The sequence below is a fragment of the Streptomyces sp. NPDC050625 genome, from assembly GCF_040654755.1.
GTDB lineage: Bacteria > Actinomycetota > Actinomycetes > Streptomycetales > Streptomycetaceae > Streptomyces.
Window position 1 is genome coordinate 236,261 of sequence record NZ_JBFAIQ010000005.1, and the last position, 16,256, is coordinate 252,516.

Consider the following 16,256-nt stretch of genomic DNA (forward strand, 5'->3'; position numbering starts at 1 on the left):
TCAGCCCCTCCTCGCGGCGTACGGGTCCGCGGCGGCACCCTTGGGTGCCTCGCGCTCCAGCTCCCGCTTCACCACGGCCAGTTCGTGCCGGGTCTCATCGCTGACCTGCGGGTACTGGGGATCGATGCCGATCAGGGTGTGTGCCAGCACCGCGGCGGCGCAGACGCGCGCGAACCACTTGTGGTCGGCCGGTATGACGTACCAGGGCGCCCAGCGCGTGCTGGTGGCGGACAGCATCTCGGAGAACACCCGCTGGTAGTCGTCCCAGCGGGCCCGCTCCCGGGCGTCGGCGGGAGAGAACTTCCAGTTCCGCTCGGGAACGTCGATGCGCTTGAGGAAGCGGATGCGCTGCTCCTCCTTCGACAGGTTCAGGAACATCTTCACGACCCTGAAGCCGTTGTCGGTGAGATAGCGCTCCCAGTCGTTGATCTCCCGGTACCGCCGCTCCCACACGTCTCCGCGCCGGGCCGCCTGCGGCAGCATCTGCCGGTCGAGGTTCTCGGGATGCACCCGTACGACGAGCACCTCTTCGTAGTGGGAGCGGTTGAAGATCCCGATCTCGCCGCGCCGCGGCAGATGCCGGTTGTAGCGCCACAGGAAGTCGTGGTCGAGCTCCTCGGTCGAGGGCACCTTGAAACTGGTGACGCGCACACCCTGTGGATTGACGCCGCTCATCACATGGCGGATCGTCCCGTCCTTGCCGGCCGCGTCCAGCGCCTGCAGACACATGAGGACCCCGTAGGTGTCCTGGGCGGCCAGCCGCTGCTGGTAGTCGGAGAGCAGTTCGATGCCGTTGCGGAGCAGCTCGACGCCCTCCTTCTTCTTGCGGGCGCCCGCCGTCTTGTAGCCGGGGTCGAAGTCCTCCGCCAGATGCACCTCGGTGCCGGGCGGGACCCGCAGGGGCTCTATGAAGTCCGCGATGCGCTCGGCTCTCTCGTCGGCCATCGTCCACCGTCCCTTCCGCCACGCAGGCCGTGCGGGCCACGCGGACCCGCCGACACCGGGGCCGCGCACGGGCAGCGTCCCGCGGCCGAACGGGGGCGGCCTCACCCGCGACGGGTGGTTCGGCGCCGTACGAAGGCGGTCAGAGCCGACCGTGCCGGCCGGTCATGGGCATGTCGCCTGGTTCGGGTCCCGATCGATGCGGCAGGATGCGCGGGTGAACGACCACATAACGCAGTCCCCGCAACCCCCCGTCCTGCAGCCGGTCCGAGGTGCCGCCCAGGTCGCCGTCGCCGCTCTTCTGCTCGCCGGCGCCGCCTGGGTGGTCCGGGCGGTGTGGGAGATCCGGCTCGCCGTGGCGGGGGAGCCCGCCTCCGGGCCGCCGGACCAGGGCGACGGCAACCATCGCGCGCTGACGGCGCTGGAGGACTCGTACCACTCCGTCGTCACGCTCGGCGGGGTCGCCGCGCTGATCTGCGCCTTCGCGTTCCTGGCGTGGCTGTGGCGGGTCCGGGACAACGCCCGGATCCTCTCCGGCAGCCCGGCACGCCACCTCGATATCTGGGTCTACCTGGGCTGGATCGTGCCCATCATGAATCTGTGGGTGCCCCGCGGACTGGTCGTGGACGTCTACGAGCGGAGCACCGGGGGCAAGCCGGCGCCGCTGGTCCTGAACGTCTGGTGGGTGCTGTGGCTCGTCGGCATGCTCAGCGGGGTCGGGCTGGTGTACGAGGACTCGAAGGACGAGGTCATCGAGCGGGCGTACACGGAGCTGTGGCCCCTGCTGGCGTCCGACGCGGCGGTGGTGGGAGCGGCCGTGGCCGCCGTGTTCGTCGTACGCGCGGTGACCGCCGCACAGCTGGAGGGCGGGGCTGAGGACAGCGCCGCGCCGACCGGACCCGCCCCGGCCGGATCCGCCCCGGCCGCCTGAGACGGGTCCGGGGGGCGTGACCCCGGCTCGGCCTACGGGTGCGGTGTCCCCGGGAAGGCAGTACGGTCACGCGTCATGAGCACCATTGCCATCGTCGGGGCCGGTCCCGGACTGGGTGCGGCGGTCGCGCGCCGGTTCGGGCGTGAGGGGTACGGCGTCGCGCTGGTCGCCCGCGACCGGGCCCGGCTGGACGCCCTCGTCGGGGAACTGGGCGCCGAGGGGATCACCGCGCGCGCCTTCGTCGCCGACGTGCGCGACCCGGAGGCGCTGGCGGCGGCCCTCGCCGCGGCGGGCGAGGAGGTCGGGCCGGTCGAGGTGCTGCAGTACAGCCCGGTGCCGCAGCGGGACTTCATGCGGCCGGTGCTGGAGACCACGCACCAGGATCTGCTCGGGCCGGTCGAGTTCTCGGTGTACGGCCCCGTCGTCGCCGTCCAGCAGGTGCTGCCCGGCATGCGGGCCCTGGGCCGCGGCACGATCCTGTTCGTCAACGGCGGCAGCGCCGTCGTCCCGCACCCGGAGCGTGCGGGCACCTCCATCGCGTTCGCCGCCGAGAGTGCCTACGGTCATCTGCTGCACGACCGGCTCGCCGCGGAGGGCATCCACGTCGCCCAACTCGTCGTCCCCGGCTCGATCGTGCCGGGGCATCCGCGCAAGGACCCCGCCGTGCTCGCGGAGACCCTGTGGGGCATGCACCAGGACCGGCACGGCTTCCGGCACTACGCCGACGACCTCGACAGCTGACCCGGCCACCTCCCTTCTCGATCACTTGTTCGACCTGTCGGTGGCTGCTCCGCAGTGTCGGAAATCAATTCGTGCGCAACGATGGTGGTAGATCCGGAATGCACCGGAACGCACCGGAGCGCACCCTCTGAAGGGGGTCGAGATGGCTGTTGAGATCCCTCCCCTGATAAAGCCCTCGCGGCTCAGGCGCCGCGGAGGCCTGCTGGGCGAGTGCCTGGCAGAGTTCCTGGGGACCTTCGTCCTCATTTCGTTCGGTTGCGGTGTCGTGGCGATGGCGGTCGCGGCGCTGCCCGGCTCGGGCCGTGCCGCGACACCCACGACGATCTTCCTGGCGGCGGGTGACTGGCTGCTGATCACCTGGGGCTGGGCCCTGGCCGTGGTCTTCGGCATCTACGTGGCCGGCGGCGTCAGCGGAGCGCACATCAACCCGGCGGTGACGCTGGCGTTCGCCGTGCGCCGCAAGTTCCCCTGGATCAAGGTCCTTCCGTACTGGCTGTCGCAGGTCCTCGGCGCGCTCGCCGGGGCGGCGCTGGTGCTGGGCGTCTACCACGACGCGATCAACGCGTACGACACGGCCTCGAAGGATCCGCACGTGGGCGGGAAGACGCTCGCCACGTTCTCGATCTTCGCCACCTTTCCGGCGCCGTACTTCCACGGCGGTGTCTGGGGGCCGCTGATCGACCAGATCGTCGGTACCGCCTTCCTGCTCCTGTTCGTCGTGGCGGTCATCGACCTGCGCAACACGGCGGTGCAGGCGAATCTCGGCCCGCTGGTGATCGGCTTCGCCGTCGCCGCCGTCGGCATGTCCTACGGCGCGAACGCCGGATACGCCATCAACCCGGCCCGTGACTTCGGACCGCGTCTGCTCACCTGGTTCGCCGGATGGGACGGTTACGCCTTCCCGGGGGACGGGGCGTGGTTCAGCAACTACTTCTGGATCCCCATAGTCGGGCCGCTGATCGGCGGCGTGATCGGGGTCCTGGTGTACGACCTGTTCATCAGCGACGTACTGCACGCCCGAGCAAAGCTGGGCGAACTCCCGGAGCCGGGCCGCACGCGTCCCACCATCGAGGAGTGACGCCGACAACCGTAGGGGGGTGAGTGCCGAAGAGGGTGCGGACGTAGCGCGGGGCGAGGACGCGCCGACCACATCGAGTGCCTCGGCGGGTACGAGTCACCTCCGTGGGCAGGACTTCGACGGCGCCCCGGCGGCGTACGCCGGAGTCGCCCGCACCCGCCCGCGCCACCACCTCGGCGACCGCGAATTCACCGCAACCGCGCGCGGCGACGACTGCGGTGAGGGCCTGGTGTGCCGTGGCCGGCACCAGGGCGGTGGCCGGCTCGGCGGCGGCCTGGTGCGCCGTTGCCGGCACCCGGGCGTGCCGCCACTTCGGCGACGGCCCGGTGTGCTGCCGCGCGCGCCCGGGCGCGGGGTCCGACGGGCCGCCGGGACTCCGTCGTCTCAGCCGTGCGGGCGGGCTCGTCGACGAGCTGTATGGGCTCGCGCCCGCGTCGTACCGACCGGTTGGCGGCGTCCTCGCCCTCACCCGGCTCGGCGTCCGTGCCAGTTCAGTCGCCTGGTGGGCGGAATGCGCGTCTTCGCCGCGGAGCGCTCCGGCACCGACGCCGGTTCCGCTCACCACGCCGACTCGCACCCCGGCCGCGCTCCGCCGGGGGCCCTCCAACCCCGGTCCACCTCCCCTCAGCCCCAACTCCCTTGCGGGAACTGCATGTCCGCAGCGGTATCGGTGACAGGTTCTGGTCAAGAAATGGCCAAGTCTCGGATGTTTTCTCCCCTGCGTGATCGGGTCTCTGCGACGGCTGCATCAATGCCCCGCATGGGAGGATCCGTTGTCATCACGCACCCGCAGGAGACGCAGGCTCACGATCTGCGCCCTCACCGTCTCCGCCGCACTGGTGTCACTGCCCGCAAGTGCCGCACCCGGCAAGAACAGCACCCCCTTCGGTGCCCGCGCCCTCGCCCGGCTCGCCGCCGAACGAACGCACTCGACGGGCGGCATCACCCACAAGGCCGAGGCCGCCGACGAGGACGACGGGAACGAGGCCGACGAGATAGCCGAGGGCGCCGCCCAGTACGCCGAGGCCCGTACCTCGCCCGGCATCGTCGCCCCGGGCGCCTACGGAGCCGCCTGGAACACGCTGGGCGAACTGCCCGGCACCGGCGGACGTTGGCACCACGTCACCGACCTGCCCTACAACTCCGACGACCCCCGCTACCGCGACTACGACTCCAACTCCAGCGGCGGCGCGGGCAATGTCACCGGCCGGATGGCGGCGATGGCCGCCGACGACGACGGATACGTCTACGCCGGAAGCGCCGGCGGCGGTGTGTGGCGGTCGCGCACCGGCGGCGGGCACTGGCAGCCCATCAGCGACCGGCTGTCCTCGCAGTCCACCGGCGCCCTCGCGCTCGACGGGTCCGGTCGGCTGTGGCTGGGCACCGGTGAGGCGACGACCAACGCGGACGCCTACCTGGGCAGCGGCGTCTACGTCCTGACCCACCCGCACCACGGGAACTTCTCCATGCGCAGCCGGGTCGGCGGCGACGAACTGGAGAGCACCACCGTCCACCAGCTGCGCTTCGGCGCCGGCAAGGTGTGGGCGGCGACCGGCAAGGGCGTGTGGAGCCACTCCACGAAGAAGCTCACCGGCGCCTGGAAACTGGAGTTCGCGCCCAACCCCGACTATCTGCCGGGCGGTTCGAAGGCGAACGACTCCTCCGCCGCGTACAAGAACATCGCCAACGACATCGCGATCGACCCCAAGGACCCCGCCAAGGTGGTCCTGGCCGTCGGCTGGCGCAGCGGTGACACCTACAACGGCTTCTACACCAAGGTGAACGGCGCCTGGACGCGGATCACCAGCGGCCTCGGCGACCTGCCGGCCGACCCGGAGGGCGTCGGCAACGTCACCTTCGCCCGTTCCGCCGACGGCTCCCGCTACTACGCCATCGACCAGTCCCCGGAGCAGCTCAACACCAACCCGGACAGCGGCCTCGAAGGCATCTTCGTCTCCAAGTCCGGTTCACCGACCGGTCCCTGGACGAAGATCGCGGACTACAAGGGCCTCGCGGCGGACGGCTCGGCGCTCACCAGCAGCGGCTACATGCCGGGCGTCCAGGCCTGGTACAACCAGTTCCTCACCGTCGACCCGAGCGACCCGCAGCACGTGTACGCGGGACTCGAAGAGGTCCACGAGACCAAGGACGGCGGCAGCACCTGGTCGGCGGTCGGCCCGTACTGGAACTTCGGCTTCCCCTGCTGGAGCATCGACCCCGCCAAGCAGACCGGTGACTGCAACCAGACCACCCACCCCGACCAGCACGGCGTCGCGATCGGCCGCTACCACGGCAAGAGCTTCGTGTACGTGGGCAACGACGGCGGCGTCTACCGGCGCCCGGTCACCGGCGCCCAGGACTCCTCCGGCCACGCCACCGACTGGACCTCGCTCAACGACGGCACCATCGACACCCTCCAGTACTACTCGGTGGGCATCGGCAAGGACCTGACCTACGGCGGAGTTTCGGTCACCGGCGGACTGCAGGACAACGGCCAGTCCATGCTGCGCGGCAACGACAAGGTGATGGGCTCCAACTTCGGCGGCGACGGCACCGACACCCTCACCGACCCGGCCGACGGCTGCAACATCGCCCAGGGCTATGTCTACCTGGCCATCCAGGTCACCCAGAACTGCGCGGTCAACGACGGCAGTTGGATCACCGACCCGAGCAAGGTCACCTCGTACAACGTCGCCCCGGCCGACAGCGCCACCAGCGAGGCCCGCTTCGTCGCCCCGCTCGCGGCCGACATGAAGGACAGCTCGACCTGGATCGCGGGCGGCCGCCACGTGTGGGTGCAGACCCACGGCTACGCCATCCGCAGCGGCTCGGAGTGGACCAGCCTGCACGACCTCGGCGCCGGCCGCACCGCGACCGCCGTCGCGGCCTCGGGCGGCAAGGTGTACGCGGCCTGGTGCGGCCCCTGCAACGACCAGGGCTTCGCCCGTGGCATCGCCGTCGGCAACGCGGACGGCACCGGCTGGCACGACATCAACCTGCCGGTGAACGGGAACGTACCCAACCGCTACCTCAGCGGCTTCGCCGTCGACCCGAAGAACGCCGACCACGTGTACCTCGCGGTCAACGGCTTCTCCCGGCACTGGACCGAGGGACCCGGCGCGGGCGTCGGCCATGTCTTCGAGTCCAAGGACGGCGGCACCACCTGGACGGACATCTCGGCGAACCTGCCCGACGTGCCGACCAACTCCGCGGTCGTCACGGCGAACGGCGGCCTCGCTGTGGCCACCGACCTCGGTGTCGTCTACCGTGCGCCGGGCCGTACGACCTGGCAGCGCGTGGGCCGGCTCCCGGCCATCGCCGTGCTCCAGCTGAAGCTGAGCCCGGACGGCCGCACGCTGTACGCGGCCACCCACGGCCGTGGCATCTACAGCATCAAGGTCAGCGACTGCGACTGACGCGAGAGGGACCAGAGGGAGGGGTGGTTCCGGCCGCAGCCCGGTTTCCGGGGGCCGGGGTCACCCCTCCCGCGGGTACGGCACCACACTCACGTCCAGCGTGAAGGCGACGTCCGGCGCGCCCGCCACGTCCGGCGCCTTCGCCGTGGCGGTCACCTTGGCCGTACCGCCCCGGGTGCCCGCGCAGCGCAGCGAGGCCCGGGCGGTGCCGTCCGGGTCCACCTGCCAGCCGGACGGCAGCACGAAGGCGGGCGCGGAGCTGCGTACGGCCGTCCATCGCTTGTCGTCCCTGCGGGGTTCGAGGACGAGCGACACCACCGTCCCGGGCCGTGCGCACAGCCGCCGTACGGGCGCGTCACCGGGCGCGACGGTGACCTGAGTGCGCCCGGCGGCACAGCCGCCCGCCGAGGCGGAGGGCGCGGTCGAGGGCGTGGCCGACGGCGATGACGCGGAGGCGGGTCCGGACGCGGGTCCGGAGGGGGTCCCGGACGGGGGCGCGGTCGTCCGGGCCGGCGCGCCGGACGTCGATGACGCCGAGCCGTTCCCCGTTCCGGAGGGTCCCGTGGAGCCTCCGCCGGGCGTTCCCCCGTCGGACCCCCCGCCCCCCGGCCCGCCGCACGCCGCCAAGGCGACCACCCCGGCCACCAACCATGCCCCGGCCCACCACCGCATGCCCGTACCTCCTGCCTCCCGGCCCGCTCGTCCGGACTCCAGCATGCCCCGGCGCAATGTGATGCGGTTCACGCTTGGACTAGGCTGGTTGATGAGGGAAGTGATTCCGTTGTCCATCGCCTGGGACGACATCGGCGGGCTCGTCGATGCCCACGAGCGTTTCCTGGCCGGTGAACGAGTGGACGCGGACGTCCGCAGCCCGGTCCTGGACTCCTGGAAACGGTGCAGGTCCATAGGGCTGGAGCCGCACCGGCTGCTGCTCCCCTACACATCGGATCTGGCACTGGACGACCCGCTGCTGCGGGCCGCCGACCCGGTGCTGAGGAAGCTCGCCGACTCGCTCGCCGACGTGAACATGATGGTCGTACTGTGCGACGGGCAGGCCCGCCTGATCCGGCGCTACGGCGGTGACCCACGGCTGCGCGCACGCCTCGACGAGGTCCACTTCGCCCCCGGTTTCGACGTCTCCGAGCAGGCCGCGGGCACCAACGGCGTCGGTACCGCGCTGGCGGAGCGTGGCCCGGTCTTCGTCGCCGGCCGCGAGCACTTCGCCGACTGCCTGCTGCCGTTCGCCTGCGCGGGCGCGCCCGTCCGCGACCCGCTCAGCGGCCATGTCGAGGCGGTGCTCGACCTCACCTGTCTGCGCGGCGACGGCGACCCCGCCATGCTGGCGCTGGCCCGGGACGCCGCCCACGACATCGAGGCGCGGCTGCTCGGCCAGGCCGCCGAACGGGAACAGGCCCTGCTGGCCGCGTACCGGCTGGCCGACGCCGGAGGACTGCCCGCGGCGGGCGAGCCCCCGCCCCTGTCGGCGCGGGTGTCCGGCCACAACGGCGGCGAGATCGGCCGGCTCGACCTGGCCGTGCTGCGGGAGAAGGCCGAGGAACTCATCGCCTCTCCGCAGCACACCGTCGAGGAGGTCGAGCTCTCCGACGGCCGGACCGCCACCCTGCTGCGCCGTCAGGTCAGCTCGGCGACCGGCGAGACGGGCGCGGTCGTGGAGGCCCGGGTCCTCGGCGGCCCGCGGCTGCGCCATGTGCAGCCCACCGCGCCCGCACCGGCAGCCGTGGCGGTCCCGGCGCGTTCCGCGATACGGGCCGTCGTCCCCGCCGTCGTACCGCCGCTCGCCTCGGCCCCGCCGGTCCGAGCGGCCCCCTCCCGGGCCACCGGCGACGAGGACGGCACCGACGCCAACGGCTGGCTGCTGCTCCTCGGCGAGTCCGGCGTCGGCCGGCTCGCCGTCCTGGCCCGCAGGCGCCTGGAGCTGCTGCACGACGCCGGCGTCCGGATCGGCACCACCCTGAACGTCACCCGCACCGCGGAGGAGCTGGCGGAGGTCACCGTCCCGCGCTTCGCCGACTTCACCGCCGTGGACCTGCCGGACGCGGTGCTGCACGGCGAGGAGCCGGGCCCCCTCGGCGCGAACGCGCCGCTGCGCCGGGTCGCCCTGAGCGCCCTGCACGACGACTCCCATCTGTACGGCGTCGGCGACACGGTGCGCTATGTCCCGACCACCCCGCAGGCCCGCGGCCTGGAGACCCGCCAGTCGGTGCTCGAACCCGTGCTGGCCGCGGCCGGCGGCTGGCTCGCCCAGGACCCGGTCCGGCTGGAACGGGTGCTCGCGACCGGGATCCACTCGCTCATCACCGTGCCGCTGCGGGCCCGTGGCACGACCCTCGGCGTGGTGAGCTTCTACCGCGCCGAGCGGCCCGCGCCCTTCGAGGACGACGATCTGTCCCTGGCGCAGGAACTGGCCGCCCGCGCGGCGATCTGCATCGACAACGCCCGCCGCTTCACCCGCGAGCACACCACCGCGCTCGCCCTGCAGCGCAGCCTGCTGCCCCGGGGGCGGCCCGAGCAGAGCGCCGTCGAGGTCGCCTACCGCTATCTGCCCGCGCAGGCCGGGGTCGGCGGCGACTGGTTCGACGTCATCCCGCTGTCCGGCGCCCGGGTGGCGCTGGTGGTCGGCGACGTGGTCGGCCACGGGCTGCACGCCGCCGCCACGATGGGTCGGCTGCGGACCGCCGTGCACAACTTCTGCTCCCTGGACCTGCCGCCTGACGACCTGCTCACCCATCTCGACGACCTGGTCGGCGGGCTGGACCGGGGCGAGGGCTGGGGCACGGGCGAGAACGCACCGGACTCCGGGATGGCCGGCGCGACCTGTCTGTTCGCGGTGTACGACCCGGTGTCCCGGCGGTGCACCCTCACCCGCGCCGGGCACCCCGTCCCGGCGGTCGTCGGACCCGACGGCACGGTGGACTTCGTCGACCTGCCGCCCGGACTTCCCCTCGGCCTGGGCGGGATGCCCTTCGAGACGGCCGAGCTGGAGCTGGCCGAGGGCAGCCAGCTGGTGCTCTACACCGACGGCCTGATCGAGGACCGCCGACGGGACGTCGACACCGGCCTGGACCAGCTCCGTACCGTCCTGGCCTCGGCCGGCCGGCCGCCGGAGGACACCTGCGAGGCGGTGCTCGACGCGCTGCTCCCGGCCCGGCCGAGCGACGACGTGGCCCTGCTCGTCGCCCGCACGCACGCCCTGGGTGCCGACCGGGTCGCCCAGTGGGACCTGCCCAGCGACCCGGCGGTCGTCTCCCGCGCCCGCGCCGCGGTCACCGAGCAGCTCGCCGCCTGGGGCCTGGACGAACTGGCCTTCACCACCGAACTCGTCGCCAGCGAACTGGTCACCAACGCCATCCGGCACGCCACCGGCCCCCTCCGGCTACGGCTGATCCGCGACCGCGCCCTGATCTGCGAGGTCTTCGACGGCAGCGCCACGTCACCCCGGCTGCGCCGCGCCAGGACCGAGGACGAGGGCGGCCGCGGCCTGTTCCTGGTGGCCCGTCTCACGGAACGCTGGGGCACCCGGTCCACGACCGAGGGAAAGGTGATCTGGACCGAACAACCACTACCGCACCCCGCGGGTGGGCTCAGCGGCCGATGGTGAGGACCGGCTGATCCGCCGGTGGCGAGATCGTCCGGGAGGGTCGGGCTCTGCCTGCGGCTGCGGCTGATTCGTGCCCGTGCGCTGCCTCGGCGAGGTGTTCGACGGCAGCGCTGCCTGGCTCGCCGGGCGGGTGGGTGCCGTGGGCGGTGGCGAGATCGTCCGGGAGGGCCGGGCCCTGCCTGCGGCTGCGGCTGATTCGTGCCCGTGCGCTGCCCCGGTGAGGTGTTCGACGGCAGCGCTGCCTGGCTCGCCGGGCGGTGGGCTCCGTGGCCGGTGGCGAGGTCGTCCGGCAAGGTCTGGCTTTGCCTGCGGGTGCGGCTGATTCGTGCTCGTGCGCTGCCTCGGCGAGGTGTTTGACGGCAGCGTTGCCTGGCTCGCCGGGCGGGTGGGTGCCGTGGGCGGTGGTGAGATCGTCCGGCAAGGTCTGGCTCTGCCTGCGGCTGCGGCTGATTCGTGCCCGTGCGCTGCCCCGTGGAGGTGTTTGACGGCAGCGTTGCCTGGCTCGCCGGGCGGGTGGGTGCCGTGGGCGGTGGTGAGATCGTCCGGGAGGGTCCGGCTCTGCCTGCGGCTGCGGCTGATTCGTGCCCGTGCGCTGCCTCGGCGAGGTGTTCGACGGCAGCGCTGCCTGGCTCGCCGGGCGGTGGGCTCCGTGGCCGGTGGTGAGATTGCCCGGGAGGGTCCGGCCCTGCCCGCCGCTGCGGCTGTGCGGGATCGGTGACCGCGGACGCCACCTGGGCGGCCCCTCCGCCCGGCGTGCGCTGTCTGCCAGGGGTTCGACGGCAGCGCAACCTCGCCGCGGCCCCCGGTGGGCTCAGCGGTCGGTGGTGAGGACCATGCGGAAGCGGGCCCTGCCCTCGGTCATCTTGGCGACCGCGGCCGCGGTGTCCTCCAGGGGGACCTCCTCGACCCAGGCCCGTACGCCGGTCTGGGCGGCGAAGCGCAGGGTGTCCTGGGTGTCCACGGCGGCGCCGGAGGAGTGTGCGTAGACCTTGCGGGCGTTGTTCAGGAGCTGGAGGGGGCTGACGTCGAGGGGGTCGGGTGAGACGCCGACCATCACGAGTTCGCCGCGGCGGCCCAGCCCGTCGATCGTGGCGGACATCGCGTCGGCGTTGGTGACGGTGGCCAGGACCACCTTGGCCCCGCCGAGCGCCTCCAGGGCCTGGGAGACCTCGCCCGCGGTGCTGTCGACGTAGTGGGCGGCGCCGAGCTTGTGCGCCAGGTCCCGCTTCTCCTGGCCACGGGCGATGGCGACCGTGTCGAAGCCCATCTTCTGGGCGAACTGGACGCCCAGGTGACCGAGACCGCCCAGGCCCAGGACCGCGACGACGTCGCCGGGGCGGGCGGCCGTGTTGCGCAGGGCGTTGAAGACGGTCACGCCCGCACAGGCCAGCGGCGCGGCCTCGACGGCGGTCAGCTGGTCCGGGATCGCCGCGAGGGCGACGGCCGGTACGACGATGGAGTCGGCGTAGCCGCCGGGGTAGGCGACGCCGGGGACCGACAGCCGAGGGCACAGCACGGCGTCGCCGTCGCGGCAGGCGTCGCAGTATCCGCAGCTGCCGCCGTACCAGCCCACCGCCACCCGGTCACCGGTGTGCCAGCCGGCCACGCCCTCGCCCACGGCGTCGATCCGCCCGGCGATCTCATGACCGGGTGTCACCGGGAACGTGGTCCCGGGCAGCATGCCCGAGCTGATCAGCAGGTCGGAGTGGCACACACCGCACGCCTCGATGGTGATCCGCACGGACCCCGGTCCGGCCTCTCGCGGGGAGACCTCGACCAGTTCCGGTGTGCCGCCGGGCACGGTGACCTGCGCGGCGCGCAGCGGGCCGGTGTAGGAAGTGCTGGACGCAGACATGAGCTAACCCTTCGTCACGGCGCGGAGCCTGGGGCGGGCCGCCACACGTACCGGCTCCCTCGGCCTCGGGGCTCCTTCGGCCGCGAGCCGGCCCGGGCGGATTTCCGTGGTCTGCACGTCCGACGATAAGCAGGGCGCGGCCCCCTCGCACGCGCGCGTGCCGCCCGCCGCTCACCCCCGGCGGGTGAGGCAGGCGCGCCACGGCGGCCGAACGATGGACGGGCAAGGCCGGGACGGCGCCTGACCGGGCGCGGCGGCTCGACCGAGGAGGCTCCGTGGACCGTTATCCGCCCATCGCAGAACACGGAATGGTCGGCGATCTCCAGACGGCGGCCCTGGTGTCGTCCGGCGGCACCGTCGACTGGTGGTGCACGCCGCGTTTCGACTCGCCCAGTGTCTTCGCCTCGCTCCTGGACAGCGAGCGCGGCGGCCACTGCCGTCTCGCCGTCGACCTCCCGGAGGGGAACGGACTGACGGTACGGCAGCTGTATCTGCCCGACACGGCGATCCTGGTCACCCGGTTCATGGCGCCCGGAGGCGTCGGCGAGGTGGCCGACGTGATGACGCCGATCGAGTCCACGGCACCGACGGACCGGCACCGCCTGGTGAGGATCGCGCGCGTCGTCCGCGGCAGCCTGCCCTTCAGCTTCGCCTGCCGCCCGCGCTTCGACTACGGCCGTGCCCCGCACACCCTCACCCTGGACGACGACCACTCCGCGGTCTTCCGCGGCCCGGGAACCGACCTGCACCTCCAGTGCACCACCGGGGTCGCCCTGCGGGCCGACGGGGACGACATCACCGCCCACTTCACGCTGTCGGCCGGCGAGGCGACCGCCATGGTGCTGACCAGCACCGTGAGCGGCGGCGCCGTTCCGCCCCGGCCGTCCCTGGCCGGCATCGTCGACGAGGTGGAGGACTGCCGGGCCTTCTGGCTGAAGTGGCTGCGGACGTGCACCTACCGCGGACGCTGGCAGGACGTGGTGAACCGCTCGGCGATCACGCTGAAGCTGCTGACGTACGCCCCCACGGGGGCGCCCATCGCCGCGGCCACCATGGGACTGCCCGAGCAGGTCGGCGGTGAACGCAACTGGGACTACCGCTACACCTGGGTGCGGGACGCCTCGCTCTCCGTCCGCTCGCTGATCGACCTCGGCTTCGAGGAGGAGGCGCACGCCTTCCGCCGCTGGCTGCGCGACCGTATCGAAGCCGGCGGCACCGCCTCCGGCGATCCCCTGCAGATCATGTACCGGGTCGACGGCGACCCCCATCTGACCGAGGAGACCCTCGACCACCTGGAGGGCTACATGGGCTCCCGGCCGGTGCGGGCCGGCAACGCGGCGGCCGACCAGCTGCAGCTCGACATCTACGGCGAGGCCTCCGACGCCCTGGTGATCGGCAGCGACATCGGGGCGATCCGCGGCTGGCGGGCCATCAGCCGGGTGATGGACTGGCTCGCCGACCACTGGGACCGGCCCGACGAGGGGATCTGGGAAACCCGCGGCGGCCGGCAGGACTTCACCTACAGCCGGCTGATGACCTGGGTCGCGTTCGACCGCTGCATCCACGCGGCCGTCACCGGCTCCCGCCCGGCCGACGTCCGCCGCTGGACCGAGGTCCGCGACCAGGTCTTCGAACAGATCGTGGAGCGCGGCTGGCACGAGAAGCGGCAGGCCTTCGTGCAGCACTACGACACCGATGTGCTGGACGCCTCGCTGCTGCTCATGCCCCGGGTCGGCTTCATCTCCCCGCGGGATCCGGCCTGGCTCACCACCCTGGACGCCATGGGCGAGGAGCTGGTGAGCGACAGCCTCGTCTACCGCTACAACCCCGCCGCCTCGCCCGACGGGCTGCGGGGCTCCGAGGGGACCTTCAACCTGTGCAGCTTCTTCTACGTCGAGGCCCTGGCCCGCGCCGGCCGGCTCGCCCAGGCCCGGTACGCCTTCGACAAGATGCTCACCTACGCCAACCATGTCGGCCTGTTCGCGGAGGAGATCGGCCCCTCGGGCGAGCAACTGGGCAACTTCCCGCAGGCGTTCACCCACCTCGCGCTGGTCACCGCCGCGATGGCGCTGGACGAGCAGCTCAGCGAGGCGGAGACACGGCCGGGAAGCCGCGACGACCTTCCGGTGGCCCAGGGCTTCGCGGTGCCGGTCGCGCCCACGGCCGGGGGTGACACCGGTGGATGACACGGACGGCGCGAAACAGGCCTCGCCGGGACGGCGCATTCTCGCCCCGCTGGCGCTGGCCCAGTTCATCTGCAGTTTCGCCGGCTCCAACATGAACGTGATGATCAACGACATCAGCAGGGACCTGGACACCACCGTGCAAGGCGTGCAGATCGCCATCACGATCTTCCTGCTGGTCATGGCGGCACTGATGATCCCCGGCGGCAAACTGACCGACCGCTACGGCCGCAAACGGTGCCTCCTGGTGGGCCTGGTCGTGTACGGGGTGGGCGCGCTGCTGAGCGCGGCCGCGCCGGGGCTGGGCGTCCTGATCCTCGGCAACTCGATCCTGGAGGGTGTCGGCACGGCCCTGCTCATCCCGCCGGTCTACATCCTCACGACGCTCCTCCACCCGGATCTGACCTCCCGTGCCCGCGCGTTCGGCGTGATCATGGCGCTGGGCGGTATCGGGGCGGCCGCCGGCCCGCTGATCGGCGGGCTCATCACCACGGCGATCAGCTGGCGGGCGGCGTTCGTGTTCCAGGCGCTGGTCATCGTGGTGATCGTCGTCCTGAGCCGGCACATCGAGGACCCGCTGCCGCCCGATCCGTCCCGGCCCTTCGACACCGGCGGGGCGGTGCTCTCCGCCGTCGGCCTGGTCCTGATCGTCATGGGCATCCTGGCCGCGGACAACAACGTGTGGCTGACGCTGGGTCTGCTGGTCCTCGGTGCGCTCGTGCTGGGGTGGTTCTTCCGCTCCGTACGGGCCAAGGAGGCGGCGGGCGAGGAGCCGCTGCTGTCGCTGTCCCTGTTCCGTGACCGCACCTCCAACCTCGGGCTCGTCACCCAGAACGTCCAGTGGCTGCTGCTGATGGGCTCGTCGTTCACGGTGGCGGCCTACCTCCAGGTCGTGCGCGGCTACGACGCCATCCGGACCGGGGTGATCTTCACGGCGGCCACGCTCGGGCTGCTGGTCACCTCGCTGTGCGCCGAGCGTCTCGCGAAGCGGCGCCCGCAGCGGACGCTCATCATGACCGGCTTCGTCACCACCCTCGCGGGCATCGTCGTACTGATCGCCCTGGCCGGCAGCGTCACCGATGCGTGGGCCTTCGCCCCCGGACTCCTCCTGATCGGCCTCGGCCTGGGCCTGATGCTGACGCCGTCGGTGAACGTCGTCCAGTCGAGCTTCCCCGAGGAGCAGCAGGGCGAGATCTCCGGCCTGTCCCGCAGCGTCTCCAACCTCGGCTCCTCCTTCGGCACGGCCATCGCCGGCACGATCCTGGTCTCCGGCCTCACCACCGGCGCCTACGCCGCAGCGATGATCGCCCTGGCCGTGGCAGGCCTGGGCGGCCTCACGGCGGCAACTCTCCTGCCCAGACCTCCCGACCCCCACGACCCAGGAGGCCTACCGACCGCGCCACCGCGAGACACCACCCCGCCGCGAAGCCCCGGGTGAGGGCCGGGGAGTTGGCCAGCCAGGCCTTCGGCCGGGTCTTCGCCTTCGGCCGG

Annotated in this window: 10 protein-coding genes; 7 read left to right on the top strand and 3 right to left on the bottom strand. The window is 72.5% G+C overall.

Annotated elements, in window-relative coordinates:
• Positions 1 to 945 carry a polyphosphate kinase 2 family protein gene (locus tag AB0I54_RS14325; RefSeq protein WP_363296277.1) on the bottom strand — a complete coding sequence of 315 codons (945 nt, stop codon included), beginning with the start codon at positions 943 to 945 and terminating at the stop codon, positions 1 to 3.
• A gap of 214 nt (positions 946 to 1,159) precedes the next feature.
• On the opposite strand from AB0I54_RS14325, the gene AB0I54_RS14330 reads away from it, so the two are divergent.
• From AB0I54_RS14330 to AB0I54_RS14345, 4 genes are all read left to right on the top strand, one after another.
• Positions 1,160 to 1,873 (top strand): DUF4328 domain-containing protein, encoded by a 714-nt coding sequence (locus tag AB0I54_RS14330; RefSeq protein WP_363296278.1) that lies wholly within the window; start codon positions 1,160 to 1,162, stop codon positions 1,871 to 1,873.
• Positions 1,874 to 1,948: 75 nt separating this feature from the next.
• Positions 1,949 to 2,614, top strand: coding sequence for an SDR family NAD(P)-dependent oxidoreductase (locus tag AB0I54_RS14335; RefSeq protein ID WP_363296279.1), 666 nt, complete (start codon positions 1,949 to 1,951; stop codon positions 2,612 to 2,614).
• Between the two features lie 142 nt (positions 2,615 to 2,756).
• On the top strand, positions 2,757 to 3,692 hold the full coding sequence (locus tag AB0I54_RS14340) for an MIP/aquaporin family protein (protein WP_363296280.1): 936 nt from the start codon (positions 2,757 to 2,759) through the stop codon (positions 3,690 to 3,692).
• Positions 3,693 to 4,465: 773 nt separating this feature from the next.
• Positions 4,466 to 7,108, top strand: coding sequence for a glycosyl hydrolase (locus AB0I54_RS14345; RefSeq protein WP_363296281.1), 2,643 nt, complete (start codon positions 4,466 to 4,468; stop codon positions 7,106 to 7,108).
• Positions 7,109 to 7,168: 60 nt separating this feature from the next.
• Here AB0I54_RS14345 and AB0I54_RS14350 read toward each other — a convergent pair whose 3' ends face one another.
• The gene (locus tag AB0I54_RS14350; RefSeq protein ID WP_363296282.1) at positions 7,169 to 7,426 is read right to left on the bottom strand and encodes an acetyl-CoA synthetase; all 258 of its coding nucleotides are present in this window, start codon (positions 7,424 to 7,426) and stop codon (positions 7,169 to 7,171) included.
• A gap of 445 nt (positions 7,427 to 7,871) precedes the next feature.
• Between AB0I54_RS14350 and AB0I54_RS14355 the strand changes: the two genes are divergently transcribed.
• Positions 7,872 to 10,727 (top strand): SpoIIE family protein phosphatase, encoded by a 2,856-nt coding sequence (locus AB0I54_RS14355; protein ID WP_363296521.1) that lies wholly within the window; start codon positions 7,872 to 7,874, stop codon positions 10,725 to 10,727.
• Positions 10,728 to 11,538: 811 nt separating this feature from the next.
• Here the strand turns inward: AB0I54_RS14355 and AB0I54_RS14360 are convergent.
• Positions 11,539 to 12,582 carry an alcohol dehydrogenase catalytic domain-containing protein gene (locus AB0I54_RS14360; RefSeq protein ID WP_363296283.1) on the bottom strand — a complete coding sequence of 348 codons (1,044 nt, stop codon included), beginning with the start codon at positions 12,580 to 12,582 and terminating at the stop codon, positions 11,539 to 11,541.
• Between the two features lie 275 nt (positions 12,583 to 12,857).
• Between AB0I54_RS14360 and AB0I54_RS14365 the strand changes: the two genes are divergently transcribed.
• Together AB0I54_RS14365 and AB0I54_RS14370 are read left to right on the top strand one after the other, a co-directional pair.
• Positions 12,858 to 14,768: a glycoside hydrolase family 15 protein gene (locus tag AB0I54_RS14365; protein WP_363296284.1), complete on the top strand. Its 1,911-nt coding sequence runs from the start codon at positions 12,858 to 12,860 to the stop codon at positions 14,766 to 14,768.
• Positions 14,761 to 16,203, top strand: a complete 1,443-nt coding sequence (locus AB0I54_RS14370) for an MFS transporter (RefSeq protein ID WP_363296285.1) — start codon at positions 14,761 to 14,763, stop codon at positions 16,201 to 16,203. Before AB0I54_RS14365 ends, AB0I54_RS14370 begins: the two co-directional genes overlap by 8 nt.
• Positions 16,204 to 16,256: the final 53 nt, after the last annotated feature.